This window comes from Micromonospora sp. NPDC005161, assembly GCF_053599855.1.
Genome location: NZ_JBSFYQ010000033.1, coordinates 58,749 through 79,475, shown reverse-complemented (window position 1 = coordinate 79,475; position 20,727 = coordinate 58,749). Strand labels below are relative to the sequence as shown.

General features: G+C 67.9%; 17 protein-coding genes and 1 pseudogene. 3 read left to right on the top strand and 15 right to left on the bottom strand.

Translation table 11 applies throughout. The features are described from left to right. Positions 1-93 precede the first annotated feature (93 nt). Positions 94-459, bottom strand: a pseudogene (locus tag ACWD5O_RS26935) (ADP-ribosylation/crystallin J1); the annotation flags it as partial. A gap of 169 nt (positions 460-628) precedes the next feature. On the opposite strand from ACWD5O_RS26935, the gene ACWD5O_RS26930 reads away from it, so the two are divergent. Beyond that, positions 629-2,074, top strand: coding sequence for a YobI family P-loop NTPase (locus tag ACWD5O_RS26930; RefSeq protein ID WP_450086940.1), 1,446 nt, complete (start codon positions 629-631; stop codon positions 2,072-2,074). On the opposite strand, the gene ACWD5O_RS26925 is transcribed toward ACWD5O_RS26930, so the two are convergent. Continuing rightward, on the bottom strand, positions 2,029-3,348 hold the full coding sequence (locus ACWD5O_RS26925; protein WP_450086939.1) for an IS701 family transposase: 1,320 nt from the start codon (positions 3,346-3,348) through the stop codon (positions 2,029-2,031). The genes ACWD5O_RS26930 and ACWD5O_RS26925 overlap by 46 nt on opposite strands. Positions 3,349-3,392: 44 nt before the next feature. On the opposite strand from ACWD5O_RS26925, the gene ACWD5O_RS26920 reads away from it, so the two are divergent. Then, complete coding sequence (locus ACWD5O_RS26920) at positions 3,393-5,744, top strand: hypothetical protein (RefSeq protein ID WP_450086938.1); 2,352 nt, start codon at positions 3,393-3,395, stop codon at positions 5,742-5,744. 208 nt (positions 5,745-5,952) lie between these two features. On the opposite strand, the gene ACWD5O_RS26915 is transcribed toward ACWD5O_RS26920, so the two are convergent. Further along, on the bottom strand, positions 5,953-6,402 hold the full coding sequence (locus tag ACWD5O_RS26915; protein WP_450086937.1) for a hypothetical protein: 450 nt from the start codon (positions 6,400-6,402) through the stop codon (positions 5,953-5,955). A 390-nt stretch (positions 6,403-6,792) separates the two neighbouring features. Here ACWD5O_RS26915 and ACWD5O_RS26910 point away from each other — a divergent pair, with 390 nt between their 5' ends. Then, entirely contained in the window at positions 6,793-7,047 is a 255-nt protein-coding gene (locus tag ACWD5O_RS26910) for a hypothetical protein (protein WP_387328081.1), read from the top strand. 917 nt (positions 7,048-7,964) lie between these two features. Here the strand turns inward: ACWD5O_RS26910 and ACWD5O_RS26905 are convergent. The 12 genes from ACWD5O_RS26905 to ACWD5O_RS26850 all read right to left on the bottom strand — a co-directional run bounded on the left by ACWD5O_RS26905 (position 7,965) and on the right by ACWD5O_RS26850 (position 20,577). Further along, complete coding sequence (locus tag ACWD5O_RS26905) at positions 7,965-8,345, bottom strand: DUF202 domain-containing protein (protein ID WP_450086936.1); 381 nt, start codon at positions 8,343-8,345, stop codon at positions 7,965-7,967. A gap of 142 nt (positions 8,346-8,487) precedes the next feature. Then, positions 8,488-8,886: a YidH family protein gene (locus tag ACWD5O_RS26900; protein WP_387328086.1), complete on the bottom strand. Its 399-nt coding sequence runs from the start codon at positions 8,884-8,886 to the stop codon at positions 8,488-8,490. Continuing rightward, a complete protein-coding gene (locus tag ACWD5O_RS26895; RefSeq protein WP_450086935.1) occupies positions 8,880-9,386 on the bottom strand; it encodes a TSUP family transporter in 507 nt (168 codons plus the stop codon). The genes ACWD5O_RS26900 and ACWD5O_RS26895 overlap by 7 nt, the downstream gene beginning before the upstream one ends. Next, entirely contained in the window at positions 9,383-10,594 is a 1,212-nt protein-coding gene (locus tag ACWD5O_RS26890) for an ISAs1 family transposase (protein WP_450086934.1), read from the bottom strand. Before ACWD5O_RS26890 ends, ACWD5O_RS26895 begins: the two co-directional genes overlap by 4 nt. 484 nt (positions 10,595-11,078) lie before the next feature. Continuing rightward, a complete protein-coding gene (locus tag ACWD5O_RS26885; RefSeq protein WP_387328089.1) occupies positions 11,079-11,963 on the bottom strand; it encodes a 2-hydroxy-3-oxopropionate reductase in 885 nt (294 codons plus the stop codon). A gap of 17 nt (positions 11,964-11,980) precedes the next feature. Beyond that, positions 11,981-12,739, bottom strand: a complete 759-nt coding sequence (locus ACWD5O_RS26880) for an SDR family oxidoreductase (protein WP_387328091.1) — start codon at positions 12,737-12,739, stop codon at positions 11,981-11,983. Continuing rightward, the gene (locus ACWD5O_RS26875) at positions 12,736-13,542 is read right to left on the bottom strand and encodes an acyl-CoA dehydrogenase family protein (protein WP_387328094.1); all 807 of its coding nucleotides are present in this window, start codon (positions 13,540-13,542) and stop codon (positions 12,736-12,738) included. The genes ACWD5O_RS26880 and ACWD5O_RS26875 overlap by 4 nt, the downstream gene beginning before the upstream one ends. Then, positions 13,533-14,801 carry a CaiB/BaiF CoA transferase family protein gene (locus ACWD5O_RS26870; RefSeq protein WP_387328096.1) on the bottom strand — a complete coding sequence of 423 codons (1,269 nt, stop codon included), beginning with the start codon at positions 14,799-14,801 and terminating at the stop codon, positions 13,533-13,535. The genes ACWD5O_RS26875 and ACWD5O_RS26870 overlap by 10 nt, the downstream gene beginning before the upstream one ends. Then, positions 14,801-15,913, bottom strand: coding sequence for an acyl-CoA dehydrogenase family protein (locus ACWD5O_RS26865; protein ID WP_450086933.1), 1,113 nt, complete (start codon positions 15,911-15,913; stop codon positions 14,801-14,803). The genes ACWD5O_RS26870 and ACWD5O_RS26865 overlap by 1 nt, the downstream gene beginning before the upstream one ends. Positions 15,914-16,222: 309 nt before the next feature. Further along, positions 16,223-18,625, bottom strand: a complete 2,403-nt coding sequence (locus tag ACWD5O_RS26860; RefSeq protein ID WP_450086932.1) for a transketolase-like TK C-terminal-containing protein — start codon at positions 18,623-18,625, stop codon at positions 16,223-16,225. Between the two features lie 48 nt (positions 18,626-18,673). Then, the gene (locus ACWD5O_RS26855; protein WP_387328105.1) at positions 18,674-19,840 is read right to left on the bottom strand and encodes an aminotransferase class V-fold PLP-dependent enzyme; all 1,167 of its coding nucleotides are present in this window, start codon (positions 19,838-19,840) and stop codon (positions 18,674-18,676) included. Further along, positions 19,837-20,577, bottom strand: coding sequence for an IclR family transcriptional regulator (locus ACWD5O_RS26850; protein ID WP_387328108.1), 741 nt, complete (start codon positions 20,575-20,577; stop codon positions 19,837-19,839). Before ACWD5O_RS26850 ends, ACWD5O_RS26855 begins: the two co-directional genes overlap by 4 nt. Positions 20,578-20,727: the final 150 nt, after the last annotated feature.

The following is a 20,727-nucleotide window of genomic DNA, read 5'->3' as shown; positions in this document are numbered from 1 at the left end:
CGACTCACCTTGGAGGTAGGTTCGCCAAGCGGCTGGCAGAGACCGACCCAGGGCCTTGTCGGCGTTGGTGAACTCCTGGTCGTTCACTGGGCCGCGGTACTCGGCTTCCTCGATGATCGCGCCGACGATGTGGGCGTTGAGGTCGGCAAGCTCCTCGGCGGGGATCCAGTACTCCAGAACGTCGCGGCCACCGGCCTGGTGAACCTCGTAACGGCCCAGGTACGACCGCTCGACGTCGAACCGGGTTACGTAGCCGACACCCTCGGCGGGGACGTTCCACTCGCGGGCGATCTTCGTGGCGTACCAGTGGTCGAGGACGGGGTAGAAGATCGGCTGGTCCGCCAGGCGTGGTGGCCAAGCCCGCCACCCCAATGCCGCCACGAGGTCAAGTTCGGCCTGCCCGGTGGGCCGCCACAGGGTGATTGTGTCGGAGTTGTCGACGGTTTGCTCCTCGACAATCGTGGTTGCGGGTGGTCGTGGCGAGCCACGCGTCCAACATTCTGGTGATCGGCCCCGAGCGTTGCCGTGGCCCGGCCGGCTCGGCCATCCGAAAAGGCGTGCGCGAGCGGTCCCCGCATGCGCTCATCTGCCGCGAACAAAGTCGGACCACGTTCGTAAGATCTCGCCTATGTCGCGAGTAAGCCCGGCCCGGCGGTCCACATCACAGCTCGACGTGCCGGTCCTTCGGGGTCTCGGACCCACGTACGAAGAGAACCTGCATGGGCGGCACGCAGCGGTCCTCCTCAAAGTCCTGACCGACGGGTCCGTGAGCGCCGCGACGAACATCGCGCTCGCAGGGCACTACGGCAGCGGAAAGAGCAGTGTCATCCGCGGCGTCCAGGCGGGTCTGGACAAGCAGAAGATCAACTGGGTCAATCTGTCGCTGTCAAGCCTGGGCATCGACGACACGAAGCGGGCGCGCATCCAGCAGGACGGGACGCTCCCGCCACTGACGAACCTTATCCAGAAGGAGATCGTCAAGCAGCTGCTCTACCGGAAGGCGCCCGCGGACATGCCGGGCTCGAGGTACTTCCGCATCGACTCATTCAGGCCCGGCCCGGCTGCGATATGGGGCGCCGCAGTCGCGGTTGGGTTCTTCGTGATCGCGGTCCTGCTCGGGCTGGTGAGTCGCGTGGAGAAGATGGGGCCCCAGGACCTGGTCACCAGTCATGACTGGGTGCCGTGGATCATCGTCGCTGGGTTCGGCGTGTTCCTGGGCGTGATCTGGTTCCTGGGTTCGCGTGCTCTGCAGAGCCGGGTGCGGGTGGAGAGCGTCTCCGCGGGCGGAGCGGCCGTCACGCTCAGCGCGAAGGAGAACTCATACTTCGATGAGTACCTCGACGAAATCGTCTACTTCTTCCAGAAGACGAAGACCCAGGTCGCGATCTTTGAGGACCTGGACCGGTTCAGGGACCCTCACATCTTCGAGACGCTACGCGAGCTGAACACCGTCTTGAACAACTCCGAGCAGATCAAGTCGCGGCCGGTTCGGTTCGTGTATGCGGTCCGCGACAGCATCTTCGAGCAACTTAACGTCGATGCCGCCCCGGACGGCGACGCGGACGCCGATACCGATACTGCAGCGCTTCGTGCGTCAGCTCTGGAAACCGCCCCGTCGGCGAACAGGACGAAGTTCTTCGACTTGGTCGTCCCGATGGTTCCGTTCATCACGCACCGTTCGGCGCGGGACCTGTTGGCGGCGGAGTTCGCCGAATCTGATGAGCAACCTTCGACTGCGCTCGTGAACCTCGTCGGCGCGTATCTGACCGACATGCGTCTGATTCGCAACATTCGGAATGAGTTCGAGATCTACCGTGCCTCGGTCCTGGGAGAGAAGGGCCTTAAGGGCCTCACCGCGGACCGACTGTTCGCGATGATGGTTTATAAGAACCTCCATCTGGAGGACTTCGAGGCCATCCGGCTTGGAACAAGCAAGATCGACGAGGCCCACCGGGCCTTCCGCGACATGGTCAAGTATCAGACGGGCCACCAGGCAGCGGTCAGCAAGGGGGCGCTAGTACTCCAACGTCACTTGGCTGACCGGCTGCCTGTGCGTTCGAGTCTTCGCTGGTAGTGGGATCGGCGGGCTCGGGCTTGGGATGTTCGTCGCCAGGTTGACCAGTGCAGGGTGTGAGCTGGGGGTAGGGGTAAGGCCAGGACGAAGGCGTTGAGGAGTCGGCGGATCTCGGCGACGGTCAACGCGATGATGTCCGGGTCGGAGTCGGGCTGCTCGGCGCAGGTGGCGGCGAGGATGGTCAGGACGGCCAGGGCGAGCATGGCCAGGGTGATGAAGCGGTGCCAGCCGGACCAGCCGCGGACCTGGTAGTGGTCCAAGCCGACCTGGCCTTTGCCGGTCTGGAACAGCTCCTCGATGCTCCAGCGGGACCCGGCCACTCGCACGAGGGTGTGCAGCGGCACCGGTTTCGGTGACCAGCAGAGGTAGTAGGCCAGCTCGCTGGTGGTGCAGTTGCGGCGGATGAGCAGCCACCGGTGCTCACCGCGACTGGTGGCGGTGGTGATCCAAGCCCACAGGTAGTCGCGGGGTCCCTTCGCCCCGGGCCCGCAGCTGTGCCGCTGCCACTCGGCGGTGGGTATCCGGTCGGCGAGGTCGTCGACGCGGATGAGGGTGCGGCCGTCGTTGACGGTGACGCGCCGGTCGCAGCCGACCGCGAGGACATAGCCGACACCGCGGTGCTCCAGCTCAGCGCGTAGGCCCGGGTCGGCGCCATAGACCTCGTCACCGGTCGCCCACCCGACGGGGACACCGCCATCCAGCGCGGCGGCGATCATCTGCCGGGCCAGGGTCGGTTTCGTGGCGAAGGCGACCTCGTCCGGGACGCCGGCGCCGGCGCGGCGGTCGGGCCGCTGGCACCAGGTCGTCTCCGGCAGGTAGAGCCGACGGTCGATCAACGCCCGACCGTGCGGTGAGACGTAGGCCAGGAACACTCCGACCTGGCTGTTCTCGACACGGCCGGCGGTGCCGGTGTACTGCCGCTGCACCCCCACCGAACCCAGGCCCTTCTTCAGGAACCCGGTCTCGTCGGTGATCAGCACACCGTCGGGATGGCCCAGCTGCTCGATCAACCATGCGCGAATATCATCGCGGACGGCGTCGGCATCCCACACCGTCGTCCGCAGCAGCCGCTGCATCGCCTGCGGATCGGCATGACCAGCCCGATCGGCAAGCGACCAGCACGTCTTACGCTCCACGCTCGACAGCAGCCCCTCAACAAACGCTGCCATGCTCCGGCGCGGCTCGGCACGGGCGAACCGGCCAGCGACACGCGCCACCGCCTCGTCGAGGATGACCCGCCACCCGGCAGCGTCTACGCTGTGGCCCACGGCCATCGCACGATCTTCGGTTGTCCTCACAAACCATCGATGATCACGCGGTGGCCGTCCTCATGCCCGCGCCACGCCCAACGCCGAAGCCAAGTGACGTTGGAGTACTAGACCGGGTCGCGTCGAGCGCTCTGTGGGACAAGCACGCGAAGGCCGCCGGCGAGCGGCTCCAGAAAGTGCTGCCCATTGTCCACCGGGCGACGCGGCGTGGTGGCCAGCCGGTCCTTCAGTACCAGTCGGAAAACTACGCGCTCTCGGACCTTACGTCCGGCGACTTCTGGAGCTCGTTGCACGAGACTCGCAAAGAGGTGCACCTGATCCAACCTGGATACGGTGGCGTTACTCTGTCGTTCGATGACGTGATTGCGCTGGTCGGGGATGAGGTGGCTGCGTTGGATGACGCCATCGAAGCCGATGTCGCACGTCTCCAGCGCGCCTCCCGGGCCGCGCTAGAGACCAAGGACTTCGTCGCGAAAGCCGCGATGGCGCAGCTCATGGCCAGGACGGACCTGGTCATGCCCACCGACAGCGGCGTCGAACGCAGCCTGGATGCCATCGTTGCCGACCTCGTGTCGCCCTTGGCCCACGACCTCCTCGCCAAGGGTTACATCGACGAAAACTTCACGCTGTACTGCTCGGACTACCATGGCATCGCCATCAGCGTCAGCGCGATGAACTTCATCCTCCACTGCGTCCAGGCCGACCGCGCAGACCACCGGTTCCGGTTCGACGAGGCTGTCTCCATCGACGCAGTTGAGAAGGAGATGGGCGCCCGCTTCCTCGACGGCGAGAGCGTCTTCAACGTCGAGGTCTTCGACCACTACCTGCCCACGCGCCCAGAGCGGCTCGACAAGGCACTCGACAAGCTCGTCATTCGCGGCGCGGCCGACTCATCTTTCATCGATGCGTACCTTCTGGACGGCGCGTCCAGGGAACTCTTCGTAGGCCAACTGGCTCCTCGCTGGAAGGGTGCGTTCGTCCATCTGGCCGAGAGAGCCCCGATCGACCTCGCGGCGGCCGTCGCGCTCGTCGATGCCGCTGTCCGGAGCGCTGGTCGAGACGTCGACTACGAGTCCTCGCACCGGGTCGCAGGGTTCCTCTCGGAGCACTACGCCCAGATGCAAGCGTTTGTCGGGGCCGTGGAGACGTCGAAGGCCGCTGACGTGGCGGTCGTGGTTCGGCGTCTCGGCGCCCAGGTCAGCGACCTCGCGGTGCTGGGGGACGCACAGCGCAAGGCGGTCATCGGGGCTCGCCTGTACCCGGTCACGAGGGCGAACCTTTCCACGGCGCTCGGTGAAAACACCCCGCTGGCCCTTGACGTGGTGAAGGCAACCAACGCGACTGTCTACGAGCACATCCTCGACCACCTGGACAGCTACCTCCATGCCCGGGAGGAGGACGAGGTGACCGTCGATGCCTCGGAGGAGTTCGTCGCGGTGCTGAATGACGTTGCGGGTGCTGCCGAATCCGCGGTGCTGCCGGTTGCGAAAGGCGCTTCGGAGTCGTGCAAAGTGGCCGACCTGGACGAACTCGACGATACGGCATGGACCGCCGTGGTGTCGGCGAAACGGTTCGCGCCGACCGTTCGGAATGTGAGCCAGTTCGTAGCAAAGTTCAGCGTCAACGAGGAACTGGTGAAGACCCTGAACAGCCTCGACCTCACGGAGGTTGAGGAGGTAGAGGAGGAGCCCAGGTACGACCTCGGGTATGCGCTGGCTCATGCCGAGGACCTGGACCCGGCAGCGAGGGTCCGGCTGGTGAAGCAGCTCGAGCTCCCCGACGGGTTGAATCCCGACCGCCTGACCGACGCGGGGCTCAAGCTGCTCCCGGCGCTGCTGGCCGCCGAACTGGTGCCCGATGCTGCCGAGACATATGCGCGCGTAAGCGGTATCCCGTTCGCGGTCCGCGAGGAGTACTTTGCGGTGTCGAGAAACCTGGCGTCTTACGTGTGCGAGCTACCGCTATCGAGCGACGACCTGCCCAAGGTGATGCGGAGTCGACGTGTGGCACCGGCCGTCAAGCGGGCGATCGCCGATGACGCGGAGTACGTACACGGCCGGTTGTCCAGGCAGGGCGCCATCGCGATCTGCGAGTGGGCGGCTAAGGGCAATACCGTCTCGGTGGAGCTGCTGGTCAAGCTCAGCGAAGCCGGAGCGCCCGCCGAGCACATCCTGAGTCTGCTGGAACCCCACCTCCCTGATATTGAGCTACCCGTGTTGGACCGGATTCTTCTGGCGCTGGGCGACGAGTACGAACCGCTCACCAGGGTTGGTCACCACCGTCCGAAGCTGAAGGAACGGGACGGGACCGAAGAGCTGCTCAATGAACTAAAGCGCCGCAATCGGGTCAGTTCGTTTAGCCAAGCGTTGTTCGGCGGCGTCCGGGTCAACATGCGTCACTGACAGCTCGCAATGGTTCCGCAACCCGCCCACCTGGAGTGATTGTTAGGAACCATCAGTCATGCAGGATGGATTTCCACCATCGCGCTGCGCACAACACCATACCCGATCATGACGGGGTATTCCGATCTGGCGCCGACCGGGCCTCGCGATGCGCGATAGGCGCTGGGTTAGGTCGAGCGCGCGGCCGTGGGATCGGGGTGGCGGTGCCTCAGTCCCAGAAGTTGAACAGCAGTTCGCCGAGGGTGGTTGGCTTCCAGTAGAGGATTTGGTGGTGCTCGTCGGGGCCGAGAGCGCTCAGGTCGAGCTGTGCCAGTGGGGCCTGTAGCTGGTCGACGGTGAGGACCTGGACGTCGGTCAGGTTGGTGATGGCGGCGGCGAGGTCAGGGTGGTCGACGAACGTGGTGGTGACGTCGCCGTTGGCGTGGGGTCGGGCGAAGGCGATGAACGGCAGGGTGGTGTGTCGTAGCACCGCGATGTGGTGCTGGGCGTCGGCGATATCGACCGTGTGGAAGTTCGGCGTGACGCCGGCGGGAGTGACGCCGGTGACGGTGGCGTCAATAGCGCGGGCGGCGTGGTGACAGACAGGGGTGAATTCGCCCAGGTCCGCCTGCCGGCCAAGGCTTGGGTTGAAGCCGGTGGCTCCGGGCGGCAGCTTCATGGTCGGGCTCCTTGGTCGTCGCGGTCGGTGCAGGCTATCCGACGCTGTCGTGGTGGTTATGGTTCGCGGACCTTGAACCGGGTGATGGGCTTGGTGGTCGTGCGCGGCACTTCCGCTAGGAGTTGGTTGCCGTCGTGGACGGGGAAGGTGGTGTCGGCGTCTTCGACGGTGAGGGTTCGACCGGTCGTGGCTGATGCGAAGGATTCTGGCCGGCGATGACGAGGGCGCCGCGGCTGCTGACGCGTCGTTCGAAGCGTTGTGGTTCGGGGTGCCGGGGTGGGTGGGGGTCGGGCGGGGTGGCGTCGCGGATGCGGGCCTGCTCTTGGGGGGTGAGCGGGTTGGGCAGGCTGCGCAGCAGGGACCGGTCGGCCTCGAGGAGGGGCAGGACGCGTGGTCGAGGTGGATGGTGACGCGTCGGCTGGCGAGGTGATAGCCGATGGGATGTTGCCGGCCGGCGAGGCTGACCAGTCCGATGGCGTTGACGAGCCAGTCGAACTCGACGGGGCCTCTCGGCTTGAGCTGGCCGGCGATGATCGGGGGCGGTCCGGCGGGACAGCCGCAGTCGGCGAGGAGTTGACGCAGGTGGGTGAGGGCGTCGCAGAGTTGCATCACTTGACCGATCTGGCCCGGCTGTATCAGTTGTAAGCCGACGTCGAGTTCCTCGATATCGGCGAGACCCGCAAGACTCGCCACCCGGCTTCGCCGGCTGAGGATCGTCGGGCCCGAGCGGCGATGATCCGACCCCGGGGGAGCAGCTCGGGAGCGTCCGGGATCAGCCAGCTTGAACTAGGACTGGTCACGGCGATTGCGGTAACCACGGCAGCACATGGCGGACAGCCTGCGGCCCGGGCATCGGTGACGACGCCGAGCGGCAGCCGGTTCCGGGACCCGGATCGGGGAGCAGGATGGGGGCAACAGGGTGTCCTGAACGGAGGTGAACCGCGCCCAACGGCACCGAACGGTGCTCAACTGCATCCGCGCCTACCTGCGGATTCATGTTTCAGCAGGTCAGAGTCGTTGCAGCGTCCTGTTTCACACAGCAGTGCTCAACGGCGTTGAACGGACTTCAACTGCTGTCTATGTCGCCTGGTGGGGGAGTGCAAGGAGGTCAGGGTGGTAACGACCGGGTCTGGTGGCTGGGCCTTGCGTTGGCAGCAGATTGGGTGCAGGCCGGCGAAGTGGTCACCGCAGCGAAGTGCTCACCCGACCGTGTCCCGGCCAGGTCACTGAGCTGCAACGATGCTTCGTTCCGGAGCGCTTGACCTCCCAGTGGAGGTCGAAGTGGTCAGGTGTCGCTGCTCCCAGGATGGCTGGTGTCCGCCGGGGTCACGGGCCGCCTAACGTCGCAGCGAGAGACGCGCCACACATCGATATTGATCGCGCTGTCCCGCCATGCCGAAGTCGTTTCCGGTCCCGCCCTCTGAGACTCGGATCCCACCCCGCAACGTCATGACCAGCTCCTGCGTGGTGACCTTTTCGGCGGATCCGAAGGAGTCAGGCGCGCTGCTGGGCAGGTGACAGGGCCGGGGTATCCGGCTGGTGGGGGTCACTCACGCGTGGGTTTAGGATGCGCGAGCCAGCACGGCCGTCGCTGCGGCGAGACCGATGAGGCACGTGAACGCGGCGATGACGCCCATCCAGCCGGGCCGCGGCGTGACGGCCCTCGGCCTCGAAGCCACCGGGGTGCAAAACAGTGGCGGGATGCTCCCTGAGATGGCGATCACAAACGCGCACAGCGACGGCGCGGTCACGGTTGGATAGGCCCAGCCTCCGAGCAGGGGGGTGAGCAGGCGCGCGCCGACGGCGGCGGCTACCAGGAACGCCGCCGCTGTGCGCCGCCAGGCGAGCATGGTCCGCTCGAGCTGTAGGCCACCGTCGCCGTCCGCGGAACTCGACGTGTCGTGTCGACCTGCTGGCCGCCTGGTCGCCGATGAACCTGTCACGTCCCGTCCACGGATCCTGATGGTGGGTCTTCGGCGAAGCGGTGGGCCTGCGGACCATCCGGCCTGTCCACATCCCGAATGCACAATCGTGAACGGGTACAGCCTGGGCCCGGGGCTGCCCAGCGGCGTGCCGCAGGGCAGATCACCGCACGAGACCGATCAGGATCAGCCCACCCGCCGCGACCAGGCCCAGCCCGAGCGGCACCGCCAGCGCGGGTGGCGGCAGGCTCCGACCGAGCCGCATGGCCGCCTCCGTGCGTAGCCAGCCGATCCACGCCTGGACCGGCGCCGCCGCACCGAGCACGATCAGGACGATGGCGGCTGCCCGGCGTAGCCCGGGGGCGATGGGTAGGGTCAGCGCCTCCAGCGCGATACCGGCCGCGAAGAGCGCCAGCGAGGTACGGATCCAGGCCAGGAAGGTCCGCTCGTTCGCGAGACTGAACCGGGGATCGGGGTCGACGCCCTGGTTGAAGACCCAGCCGGGCCAGCGGCGTGGTCGGTTCGCTGGCTTGGGGCTGCCGTTGTTCGTTTCGATTACCACAGGGCTGTCACTCCTTCTCCGGCGACGATCACGCTGCCGATCATCGCCAGAGTCACGCTGCCGATCATCGCCAGAGTGATGACCCACCGGCGAGCCTGCTCCTCTGGCAGCCAGCGGGACAGGACCTGGCCGCCGGCGATGCCGATCGCCATCGCCGAGACGCAGGACAGCAGCAGTGGTCCGGAAAGCTGTGGCGTGGCTTTGGCAGCCAGCGAGAGCACGTTGGTGGCCAGGCCGACGAGCCGCACAGTCGGCACGAAGGTGCGCTGTTTGCAGTTGGTGTTCAACGCGTAGACCGCGAGTGGTGGGCTGCCCGTGCCCGCTGTTGTGTGGAAAAAGCCGGAGGTGAAGCCAGACAACAGCGGCCCGCCACGGCGGTGCAGGAACGACAGCGGGTTGCCGTGGGCGACCCAGGCGACGGAGGCCGCGGTGATCGAGCCAACGCCGATGAGCAGCAATGGGCCGGGCAGGGACGTCACTACCCAGGCGCCCAGGGTCATTGCGTTCTGGGGTTGCTGCTGGTCACGGCGGTGATGAGGTCGTGTGGGCGGCGGTTGGCGCGTCGGGTGGCGCGGGCGATGTTGGTCTCGCCAGCGGTGTGGTGGTAGCCGATCGCGGTGTTACGCAGGGTGGCCAGGACGGCGGGTCCGGTGCCGGTCCGGGCTTGATGCAGGTCTTCACGGAACGTCACATCTCGGACGTGATGCACACGATTTTCGATGAGCCACTCGCGGCGGATCCAGTCGGTTAGGTCGGTCGGGTGGGCGTCGGCGACGGGTAGCGAGATGGTGAGGTAGGCGGTTTCGCGGCTGGTCTTGCCAGCGATGGTGCGGGTGCGGGTGATCCGGACGGCTTGCCGGGCGTGGGGGAACCGGATGCCGCCGGGGGTGTTCACGGTGAGGGCTTTGACGGTGCGGGTCTCGCGGCGGCCGTGGCCGCGGTCGCGGGTTTGGTGGCCGACCGGGACTTGCGCCCAGGGCAGGGTCGTGAGTTGGGCGTGCAGGGTCGGTTGGTTGCCCTTTACCGGAATGAGCAGGTTACCGCCGCGCTGGGCGATCTCGGTGGCGTGACCGGTCTGGGTGTGCAGTGCGTCCGCGACGAACAGCAGTCCTTCCAGGCTGCCCAGCACCCGTTCGACCGCGTCCAGCAGCGGGCCGAAGGCCGGGATCTCGTTGGACTTCGCCGCGACGGTGACCTGCGCGAGGACGATGCCGGTGTCGGTGTCCAGCGCGGACAGCAGATGCATCTGCCTGCCGTCGGCGCGGCGGGCGCCCCGCAGTGTCTTGCCGTCGATTGCGACCACCCGCCGGTGCCGCGGCCGCCGGGGGGTGTCCGGTCGTGCCCGGGTGAGCAGCCAGCCGGCGAGGGTCGTCGCGAGAAGGTCGGCGTCGAGGCGGATCAGCAGCCGCCACATCGTGGTCGTGGCCGGGACGCCCCGGCCGAACCCGAGTCGGGCACGGGCGGTCTCGTCGAGGTCGTACAGCCAATCCACGATCGCGGTGAACGACGACGCGCCGGCCAACACGCCGCACACCGCGACCGTCAGGAGCCCAGCGAGGGGGTAGCGGATCCCGCGCGGCGAGCGGGGATCCGGGACTGCCGACAAGGCGTGCAGCAGCCCTGCTGTCTCACCATCGGTGACTGCGGGTGGTGGCGCATCAGGACTACCGGTGACCGCGGACAGTACCGGAATCGGGCATGATGACATCGGCGGGTGAGGTTCCTCGGGTGTCGTGAAGCGTGAAGAACTCCATGATCACCGACGTGATCTCACCCGCTCCACAAAGGCTGCTCACCCCTTGAACTCCCAGCTCAGGGCACCCGTCGACCGACTACGCAATAGCCCTGCCCAGGCGCCGAGTGGAATGGCAACGATGCGGCGATCTGATGCCTTTCACCTCCCGGTGAAGGTCGAAGTGGTCAAGTTATCGCTTCTCGCCGAACGGGCCGCGCCCGTTGCCGGTCGAGCACCCGGTCCGGCCGGAATCATCACTGCTGAATCGATGTCTGGCTCTGCGGCCAGCCGCGCAGGTGTCGGTAGGCGTCCCGAGATCTGAGACTCCGATCCCATGGGCACCGTGTTGACCAGGAGTTCCTGCTCAGTAACCACTTCGGCGGGTCCGAAGGGGTGACCCGCAAGGGGACGGGTGGGCCCTTGGAGCGTGATCTGGTCGCCAGCACGACCAAGATCGTCAGACGTGTCGACCGTTCAGCCGCTCCAGCTGCATGAGCAGCGCGGAGTGGTCGTCGTCTGCGTGACCTTGGGCCTTGAGCGACGCCATGAGCTGTGCGACCACGGCCCCGATCGGGATCACCACGCCTGCCTCGCGGGCAGCCGAGGTGACGATGCCCAGATCCTTGTGGTGCAACTGCACTCGGAAACCGGGCTGGAACGATCGCGTCAGCATCGCCTCGCCCTTCTGGTCCAGCACGGCACTGCCGGCCAGGCCCCCACCCAGGACGGTCATCGCCTTCTTGGTGTCAACGCCGTAGGCCTCCAGGAAGATGATGGCCTCGGCCAGCAACTCGAGGTGCCCGGCGACGATGAGTTGGTTGGCCGCCTTCACGGTTTGACCGGAGCCGGGCGGGCCGACGTGGACGATGGTCTTGCCCACCGCCTGGAATACCGGCTGAGCCGCCTCGACATCTGCAGGTTCGCCGCCGACCATGATGGACAGCGTTGCGTTGACCGCTCCGGCCTGGCCTCCGGACACCGGCGCGTCGAGCAGCCTCAGGCCCCTGGGCTTCGCCTGGTGCCACAGTTCCTTGCTGACGTCAGGGCGGATGCTGCTGAAGTCGATGACGAGCGTTCCCGGCCGGGCGGTGTCGAAGACGCCGCCCGTGCCGGCCAGCACCTCCCGTACGTCCGGCGAGTCGGGCACCATGACACACACGACGTCGGCGTCCGCGACGGCTTCCTCGATGCTGTTCGCGGCCCGGCCGCCAGCTTCCACGAGACGACGGGTCTTTGCCGGACTCCGGTTGTGACCGATGACATCGAATCCGACCCGGACGAGATGCCCAGCCATCGGCGCGCCCATGATGCCGAGTCCAATGAACGCTAGTCTTGTTGCCATTCAGGTTCCTCCTCGGGCTACCCGTGCTTTGCGCGGTGCATCGCGACGCCCAGTGACCTGCCGCCGTCGACCGTGAGCACCGCGCCGGTCACGTAAGCGGCCCGCTCGCTGAGTAGGAACGCGGCAGATTCGGCGATGTCGTCGACGTCGGCGAACCTGCCGAGCGGGATGAGGTCCAGCATCGCGGCCTGCGCGAACTCGTCGGACAGGATGTTGGCGGTGGCCTCCGACGTCGGGACGAAGCCGGGCGCCAGTGCGTTCACGCGGATCCCGTGTGGTCCCCACTCACGGGCCACGGATTTGGTGAACGCGAGCATCGCCGCCTTCGCCGCTGCGGAGTGTGCCACGGCAGGGGCACCCGTCCACGCATAGGTGGCGATGATGTTCAAGATCGCGCCGGGCCGCCCTTCGGCAATCAGCCGCCGGGCCAGCGCCTGAGACAGGAAGAACGTCCCGTACAGGGAGATCTCCACGACCGCTCGGAAGCCGTTCGGCGACAGGTCGACGGTGGGGCAGGCGAAGTTGCCGGCCGCGTTGTTGACCACGCCGTCGACTGCGGGCAGCTGGTCGATCAGCGCCGCGACGGCGTCGGCGTCGCGCACGTCGAGAGCCGCGCTTCGGCAGTTCACGCCCTCCTCACGCAGGCGCCGCTCCGCCTCGGCCAGCCGCTCCTCGCCGCGCGCGACCAGGACCAGCTCGTGTCCGTCGCGGCCGAGGCGGCGGGCGATGCCGAAACCGATGCCCGTGCTGCCACCGGTGATGACGAAGGTGCTCACGAGCGTGCCTCGATCCACGCGTCCGCCCACAGGTGGATCGCACGCGCCCGCCGTGAGTACCGCTGGAGCGGGAACTCCAGGGTGTAGCCGATCGCCCCGACCACCTGGTGGCACTCGGCCACCGCAGCGCAGGCGGCCGGTCCCGCGTATGCCAGGGCGTCCAGGTCGGGTGATCCCTCGGCCAGCAGCAGCAGGCCGTCGGCGCAGAGGGCGGCGTCGGCGAGCCGTTGCTGGACGCTGGCCAGCCCGGCCAGCGTCCCGCCGAACGCCTGCCGGGTCGTCGTGTGCTCCAGCGCGAGCCGCAGGGCCTCGGCGGTGAGACCGGCGAGGTACCCGACGGTCGCGGTCACCCAAGCGGCTTCTCGCCTGCCCGCCTCGGCGGCGTCCATCAACTCACCGTCGTTGATTTGGGCGCGGGCTGCGGCGATGCTGTCCCCGTACGGGACACGCTCAACTGCGGCGACCGTCGCCACCCGGAGGCCGTCTCCGCCGGGCACGATCGCGCGGTCGCCGGGCTCGGCGTAGCGGGTCATCCCTGACACGAAAGGGCTTCCGCCGAGCAGGGCGTCGAGTTCGTGCAGCGCCGCCGGGCCGCGGCCTAGCTCCACCGCAGCCGGACCGAGGAATGGCAGGGCCTGCGGATCGTCGGCCAGGTCGAACCAACCGGCGCTGGCTAGATGCTTTCGCAGCGCCGGTAGCTGGTCGTCTTCAGTGCTGCCGGGCCGCCACGGGCCGGGGGAGCAGTGGTCGGCGACGATGGATCGGATGGACGACGTGAATGCGGCGACCTCGGTCATCGGCACGACGCTCGACCTCCTTCGATGGTGTGGATCGCGGGTAACGAATCGAGCACCTCGCGGGTGTGTTCACCCAGCCCCGGCGCATGCCGCTCCGCAGGCGTGGCTACGCCGTCGATCATGAACAGGTTGCCCAGCAGCCGTACCGGTCCCACGCCGGGCTGTTGCACGCACTGCACGAGCCCGTTGGTCTGCACCTGCTGGTCGTCGAACAACTGGCTGAGTTGGCGCACCTCGCCGACGGGGATGTTCCGGGATCCGAGCAGCGTGATCCACGCTGCGGTTGTCCTTGCCTGGAACGTGGCTACGAACCGCTGATGCGTCGCGAGTCGGCGGGAGCGCTCGGCTTGGTTGGCGGGGGCTGCCTGCGGGTTCTCGACCCAGGGATCGTCGAGGCCCAGCACCTCCAGCACGTGGCGTCGCTGGCTCACGTTCAGGCATGCCAGGGCGATGTACCCGTCCGCCGTTTCGTAACAGCGGTAGTAGGGTTCTAGCTCCTCGGCGGCGGCGGTAGCCTTGGCTGTGGCCTCGATGCCGGCGCGGGTCAGCGGTCGTGCCGGCTCCTTGGTCGCCACGGACTGCTCGAGTCGCACGAACCGCTGCACCTGGGTGGTGAGCGCCGCTCCTAGTAGCGAGACCTCGATTCCTGGGGCCTCGTCCGAGGCACGCTGGTGCAGTCCGGCCAGGACGCTGATGGCGGCCAGCAGTCCTGTGGTGAGGTCGGCCATCGGGATTCCGCCGGAGCGGCGTGGTACCTCGTCACCGACGCGGACGTCGGCCATGAGCAGGCCGGAAAGCGCCTGGGCGATCAGGTCGTAGCCGAGGCGGCCAGAGTCGGGGCCTTGGCTGCCGAAGGCGGAGATTGACACGTAGACGGCGCGGGGGTTCAGGCGGCGGACATTGTCCCGGTCGAGCCCGAACGCCGCCGCCCTCGCCGGTGGCAGGTTGTGCACGACTGCGTCGGCGGTGGCGATCAGGCGATCGCTCGCCGCGCGTCCCTCAGCCGTCTTGAGGTCCAGCATGACCGAGCGCTTGTTGCGGTTGAGCGAGTAGAAGTAGTTGCTCTGGCCGGGCGCGTGCGGCTCGTAGTGGCGCCAAGCGTCACCGCCGGGTCCTTCAACCTTGACGACGTCTGCCCCGAGGTCGGCTAGGAGCATCGTCGCCAAGGGGCCAGCCACGTACTGTGCGTAGTCGAGCACGCGGACGCCGGCAAGCGGTAGCCGCAGGGCTGGTGCGGTCGCGTGGTTGGTGGTCGCGGAATCCATCAGGAGCAGCCCAGGCCCTGGCGGGCGATGACCCGTCGCTGGATGTCCGAGGCGCCGCCGGCGATGGTGGTCGCCACTGCGGCCCGGTGAAAGGCGGCGATGCGACCGTCCGCCGGCCCGTCGCCACCGGACTCTATAAGTGCCTGCGGCCCGAGGATCTCGACGGCCGCGCCGGCCAGCCGCTGCATCAGCTTGGCGACCGACAGTTTCGCCATGGACGACGCCTTACTCGCCGGCTGTCGCCGGGCGAGTAGCTCGGTGGCCCGCCGCCCGTGCAGCCGGGCGGCCTGTGTCTCGCCACGGAGCCGGCGCAGGGTCTGCCGGTGCGCCGGGGTCGTGCAGTGCGGCTCCAACTGGTCAAGCAGCCAGTGGACGACGCCGACCTTCTCGCTGGTGACACGCTCGAAGTCCAGGGTGCCCATGAGCACCTTCCACCCGCCGTGTAGTTCACCGACGATCTGGTGGGCCGGGATCTCCACATCCTCGAGGAGAACCTCACCGAGGGTTCCACCGCCGAGTGTCTCGTGGACGCGTACCTCGATTCCCGGGGTGTTGATGTCGGCGACGAGCACGGACAGCCCTCGGTGTCGGGGCCGCTGGGTGTCGGTCCGGACGGCGAGGTAGATCCAGTCCGCGTACTCGGCGCTCGACGTCCAGATCTTGCGGCCGTTGACAATGAACCGGTCGCCGTCGAGTACCGCGCGCGTGCGCAGCGAGGCGAGGTCCGAACCCGCCTCGGGCTCGGAGAAGCCCTGGCAGAACACGAGATCGCCGGCCGCCACTGGCGGAAGCAGCCGTTCGAGCAGCTCCGGCGTGGCGAACTGGAGCATGACGTTGCCGATGGTCTTGACGGACAGTAGGTAGCTGGACAGCGGGAGCCAGTGGTAGCCAAAACGCTCCTCGGCGGACAGTGTGTCGAGGGGGTCCAGGCCTTGGCCGCCGAGGCGCTCCGGCCAGTGCAGGCCGATCATTCCGGCCCTACCTAATTCCTTGTACGCGTAGCGCGAATCGGCGTCGGAGGGCATGCCTTGGAACCTGTTCTCGCCGCGCTCGGCGAGCACTGCGGACAGCGCGGTGGCGAACTGTTCCACCCGGTCTGTCAGGTCACCCATCACCACAACGTCCTCGCCAATCAGTCGCTTTGATCCGGTGCCGGTCGTGCCTGCCGGAAGCCCTCCGGCGACACCGGCTGCAGGCCCCCACCGCCAAAGTCGAAACGGTGAGTCGGCCGCGACGCCGAGCCCCACGGGCGGAATTGCACCGTCGGTCGGGTCGCGGAGGGGCTGGCTGGGATGTTCCATTCAACGGAAACATCTTTCGCACACTGGAAGCATAGGATTGCCGGTGCGGCCGGTCAAGGCCAGCCGGCTCGCGGTGCCCGGCGCCAGGAACGCGGTGCTGTCGACCGTGGTGTCGTTGGTTCAGCGCAACGCGAGCGCGGCAAGCGTCGCGTTGACGATGCTGCCGGGCTGCAGGTCGTGCAGCTCGTACAGGTCGTGCACCGTGCCAGACTGGCCGAAAGCGTCAACGCCCAGCGGAACGCAGGCGACGCCGAGCGCGGACCCGAGCCATGCCATCGCGTGCGAGGCTGCATCGTGGACGGTGACCACCGGCGCGCGATCCGGGAAGGCGGCGGCCAGTACTCCGGGGATAGAGGGCACCCGCGCGGAGCGGATGCCTCGCCGCAGGCAGCTCTGCCACGCGCCGTAGAGCCGATCCAGTGACGTCACGTCCACGACGTGCGCGGCGATGCCCTCGTCGGCGAGTTCAGCGGCGGCAGCGAGCACCTCGGGCAGGACGGCCCCGGAACCGACCAGGTGCACCTGAGGTGCGCCACGTGCGGCGAGGTCGCTGGCGTCGATCAGTCGGTAGGCGCCGGCCAGAACCTGGCGTCGCAGCACCGTGTCACTCATCCGGGCCCGCGCCGTCTCGAACGGTGCCTGGTCCAGCGGCCGGGTGGTGAGCCGGAAGTAGTGGGCACCCGACTCCTCCGGCGTTGCTTCGGCTCCGGTCTTGGCGCCGCCGGCGATGCGTCGCAGCGAGTCGCAGAGCAGCCAGTCGACCGCGGTCGCGTAGGCGGGCTCGAAGAACGTCGTGTTCGGCAGTTCGAGCCCGACGCTGGGTGTGATCGTTGACTGGTGGGCGCCACCCTCGGGAGCCAGGGTGACGCCGGACGGTGTTCCCGCCACGACGAACCGGGCGCCGGAGTAGACCGAGTAGATGAAGGCGTCCAACCCGCGCAGCACGAACGGGTCATAGACGGTGCCAACGGGGAGCAGCGGCTGTTCCGACAGTTCCCGAGCCAGTCCGAGCTGGCCGAGGAGCAGGAAGAGGTTCATCTCGCTGATGCCGAGCTCGATGTGCTGCCCGGTTGGGCCTTCTGTCCAGCGCAGCACCGGGTCGGTGTTCCACGACCGCTGCTCGGTCGGCGAGAAGACGCCTGCGCGGTTGATGAAGCCGGCGAGATTGGTCGAGGTGGCCACGTCGGGGGCCGTGGTCACGAGGTACGGGGCGACATCGCGGTTTCGGGACAGCTCGCTCAGGATCCGGCCGAAGGCTTCCTGCGTCGACGTCTGTCTCCCGGCGCGCAGCCCGCTGCTGGTTGGCACCTGGACGGGTCGCGACGTCTTGGAGGAGGGCCGCGCGAGGTGGGTGCGTCGGGCGGCGATCCACCGACCGGCGGGGGTCGACGGGTCGAACCGGTCCCATTCGGTGTCGCGGTCGAGTCCGAGCGATGCGCGCAGCTCGTCCACCTGGTCGCCGGCCAGCAGGGCGGAGTGATTGCGCGGGTTACCGGCGATCGGCAGGCCCCATTCCTTGACCGTATAGGCGAAGACGACGCTCGGCCGGTCGGTCACGGCATCGCAGGCCGCGAAGGCCTCGAGGAGCGACGGGAGATCGTGACCGCCGAGATCCGTGACCAGCTGGGCCAGTTCCGTGTCGTCCACGTCCGAGATGAAGGGCTCCACGTCGCTGGGGGCACCGTCGAGGAACTGCTTGCGCAACTGCGGGGCGCGCAGCCCGAACAGCGACTGGTACTGCTCGTTCGGCATGGCGTCGATCCAGGCCATCAGCCGATCCCCGCCGGGACGTTGGAACGCCGCGCGTGCTCGGCGGCCGTACTTCACCTCGACGACGTGCCAGCCGGCGGCGGCGAACTGCTGCTTCCATTGCCCGACGCGCACGCCGGGGACCACGCGGTCCAGCGACTGGCGGTTGAAGTCCACCACCCAGGTGACGTTGCCGAGCCCTTGGGTTGAGGGGTCGGCGATTGCCTCCCACACGTTTCCCTCGTCGAGTTCGGCGTCGCCTATGAGGGCGACGAACCGTGACCGCGGCCGGGCGCCGAAATGCGCGTCAACGTAACGACGGGTCACCGCGGCGAACAGCGGTGCGGCGGCGCCCAGGCCGACCGAGCCGGTGGAGAAGTCGACGTCGTCGGGGTCCTTTGTCCGCGACGGGTACGACTGCAGTCCACCGCGGGCCCGCAGCGTGGTGAGGTAGGACCGGTCGAGGTTGCCGAGCAAATACTGGATAGCGTGGAAGACCGGCGACGCGTGCGGTTTCACGCTCACCCGGTCCGCGGCGCTCAGGTGCGCGAACCACAACGCCGTCATCACCGACACGAGCGAGGCGCTCGACGCCTGGTGCCCGCCGACCTTGACGCCGTCACCGGTGTCCCGGTCGTGGTTGGCCGCGTCCACGATGCGGGTTGCCAGCCACAGCACGCGTCGTTGAATTTCGTCGAGGACATCGATGTCGGGGGCGGCATGGTGGGTCGCGGGGAGTGCAGAAGGTTCGCCGGCTACCTGGATGTCGGTCATGGGCCCGGTCCTCTCGCAGTCAGGGACGGGTGGATACGCGCGTCACCGTCAGGCGGCGCGAGGGGTGAAGAGTGCGCCGAGCGCGTCCACCAGACGGTCGAGGTCGTCGCTGGTGTTGTAGGCGTGAACTGAGACGCGGATCAGTGATCCGCCGGCCCATTCACGCACCGGCGCGTCGATCCGATGTTCGGTCAACAGCCGGCGCCGCATGGCCTCGCTGTCGCACGGTGGCAGCGGCACCGAGACCATCTGGACGAACCAGTCATCGGAGTCCGGTGTGAACGGTTCGAGGTGAAACAGTCCGCTGACCGCAGCGCGCGCGGCACGCGCCAGCTCGTGGCTGCGGCGCCGGGCGGCAGCCCACGCCTGGGTCTGCTGGCAGTCGATCGCGGTCGGCAGCGCCAGGAACGCGCTCGGATCGCGCGTGCCCTGCCACCGGTGGCGTTCCAGGAAGGTAGACCCGGGCTGGGAGCCGTGGCTGATCAGTGGCGCGAGGATCCCGGACTGGTACTCCGGGCGGACGTATAGAAACCCAGTGCCCCGTGGCCCACACAGCCACTTGTGACAGCTCGCCGCGTACACGTCGGCGCCGAGCGCGTCGAGCCGCAGGGGTATCTGTCCGGGTGCGTGTGCCCCGTCGATCACGGTCATGATGCCGGCGGCCCGGGCGCGGCGGCAGATCTCGGCCACGGGCAGGACGATGGCGGTCTTGGACGTGATGTGGCTGAGGAAGATGACGCGCGTGGCCGGGCCGACCGCCGACCACAGCGCCTCGACCAGGTCGCCCGGGTCCTCGACGGGCAGCGGCAGACGGTGGCGGACGTATCGGGCCCCGGCCTCGGCGCAGACCTGTTGCCACAGCAGATCCATCGCCTCGTACTCGTGGTCGGTCGCCAGCACCTCGTCGCCGGGTCGCAGCCGCAGCGAGCGAGCGACGGCGTTCAGACCGGCCGTCGTGTTCTGGACGAGGACCACGTCGCGCGCGGAACAGCCGAGAAACTCGGCCAAACGCTCGCGCACGCCCTCCATGAGGGTGCTGTAGCCGTGGGAGAGCAGGGCGGACGGGTGGCGTTCGAGGTCACGCTGCCAGCGCTGAAACGCGTCGAACACGGGCTTCGGGCAGGCGCCGAACCCCCCGTGGTTCAGGTGGACGAGGCTCGGGTCCAGGAGGAACTGGTTGTACGGGTCGTCGCGGGCGACGGAACTGGTGCTCATGGATGTTCCGGCTCGAGCCCTTGGGCGCGCGCGACGGCCTCGGCGGTCGCCTTCAGCCGGGGAACGAACGCTGCCACCAGGTCCTGGGCAGGGACTCGGACCGCGGACGCGGCGATGTTGATCGCCGCGATCGCTCCGTTGTGGGTCGGCACCGGCACGGCGCAGGAGTTCAGCCCGGCCTCGTACTCTTCCAGCGAGAGCGCGTAGCCGTCGCTGCGGATGGTGTCGAGTTGCGGGGCGAGCTGCTTCCATGAGCGGACGCTGTGACCCGTGCGCGCAACGTACGGCGCTTGGCCGAGCTGCCGTCTCGCATCAGCGGGATCGAGTTGGGCGAGCATGCACTTGCCGAGTGCGGTGCAGTGCGCCGGGGTGCGCAGCCCCGGTGTCGTGTCGACCCGTAGCAGGAAGCTGCCCGGCGCGGAGGCGAGATACAGAACCTCAGCGCCGTCGAGAACGGCGAGGTTGACCGTCTCGCCGGTTTCCTGCGCAAGGTCGCGCAGGAACGGCTGGGCGAGGTCGGGCAGCGCCAGGCCGGACATGAGCGGTCCGACTAGCCGCATGACGCTCATGCCGATGCGCAGGCGCTTGGTGCCCGGGTCTCGTGTCAGGAATCCGCGCGCGAGCAACGTCGAGACGACTCGATGGGCGGTCGGCGTCGGCCACTTGAGCCGCTCGGCTATGTCGGTGAGCGACAACTCCGGCACCGCCGCCGTGAACAACTCTAGGACGTCGAGCACTCGGCCGAGTGACTCGACGTGTTGACTTTCGCTGGCCTGAACTGATTTCATCTCGCCGGAATGGTCTACCAGTGCCCGCCCGTTGTCAACAAACGCGGAACGTCAACGTAGCCGACCGCGGTCGCCAGCAGAAGCCGTCTGCCGGGGGCC

What these genes read in the sequence shown, in the direction of transcription:
- ACWD5O_RS26930 (WP_450086940.1), top strand. Translation starts at nt 629, where the DNA reads ATGTCGCGAGTAAGCCCGGCCCGGCGGTCCACATCACAGCTCGACGTG.
- ACWD5O_RS26925 (WP_450086939.1), bottom strand. Translation starts at nt 3,348, where the DNA reads ATGGCCGTGGGCCACAGCGTAGACGCTGCCGGGTGGCGGGTCATCCTC.
- ACWD5O_RS26915 (WP_450086937.1), bottom strand. Translation starts at nt 6,402, where the DNA reads ATGAAGCTGCCGCCCGGAGCCACCGGCTTCAACCCAAGCCTTGGCCGG.
- ACWD5O_RS26895 (WP_450086935.1), bottom strand. Translation starts at nt 9,386, where the DNA reads ATGACCCTGGGCGCCTGGGTAGTGACGTCCCTGCCCGGCCCATTGCTG.
- ACWD5O_RS26890 (WP_450086934.1), bottom strand. Translation starts at nt 10,594, where the DNA reads ATGTCATCATGCCCGATTCCGGTACTGTCCGCGGTCACCGGTAGTCCT.
- ACWD5O_RS26885 (WP_387328089.1), bottom strand. Translation starts at nt 11,963, where the DNA reads ATGGCAACAAGACTAGCGTTCATTGGACTCGGCATCATGGGCGCGCCG.
- ACWD5O_RS26870 (WP_387328096.1), bottom strand. Translation starts at nt 14,801, where the DNA reads ATGGATTCCGCGACCACCAACCACGCGACCGCACCAGCCCTGCGGCTA.
- ACWD5O_RS26865 (WP_450086933.1), bottom strand. Translation starts at nt 15,913, where the DNA reads ATGGGTGACCTGACAGACCGGGTGGAACAGTTCGCCACCGCGCTGTCC.
- ACWD5O_RS26860 (WP_450086932.1), bottom strand. Translation starts at nt 18,625, where the DNA reads ATGACCGACATCCAGGTAGCCGGCGAACCTTCTGCACTCCCCGCGACC.
- ACWD5O_RS26855 (WP_387328105.1), bottom strand. Translation starts at nt 19,840, where the DNA reads ATGAGCACCAGTTCCGTCGCCCGCGACGACCCGTACAACCAGTTCCTC.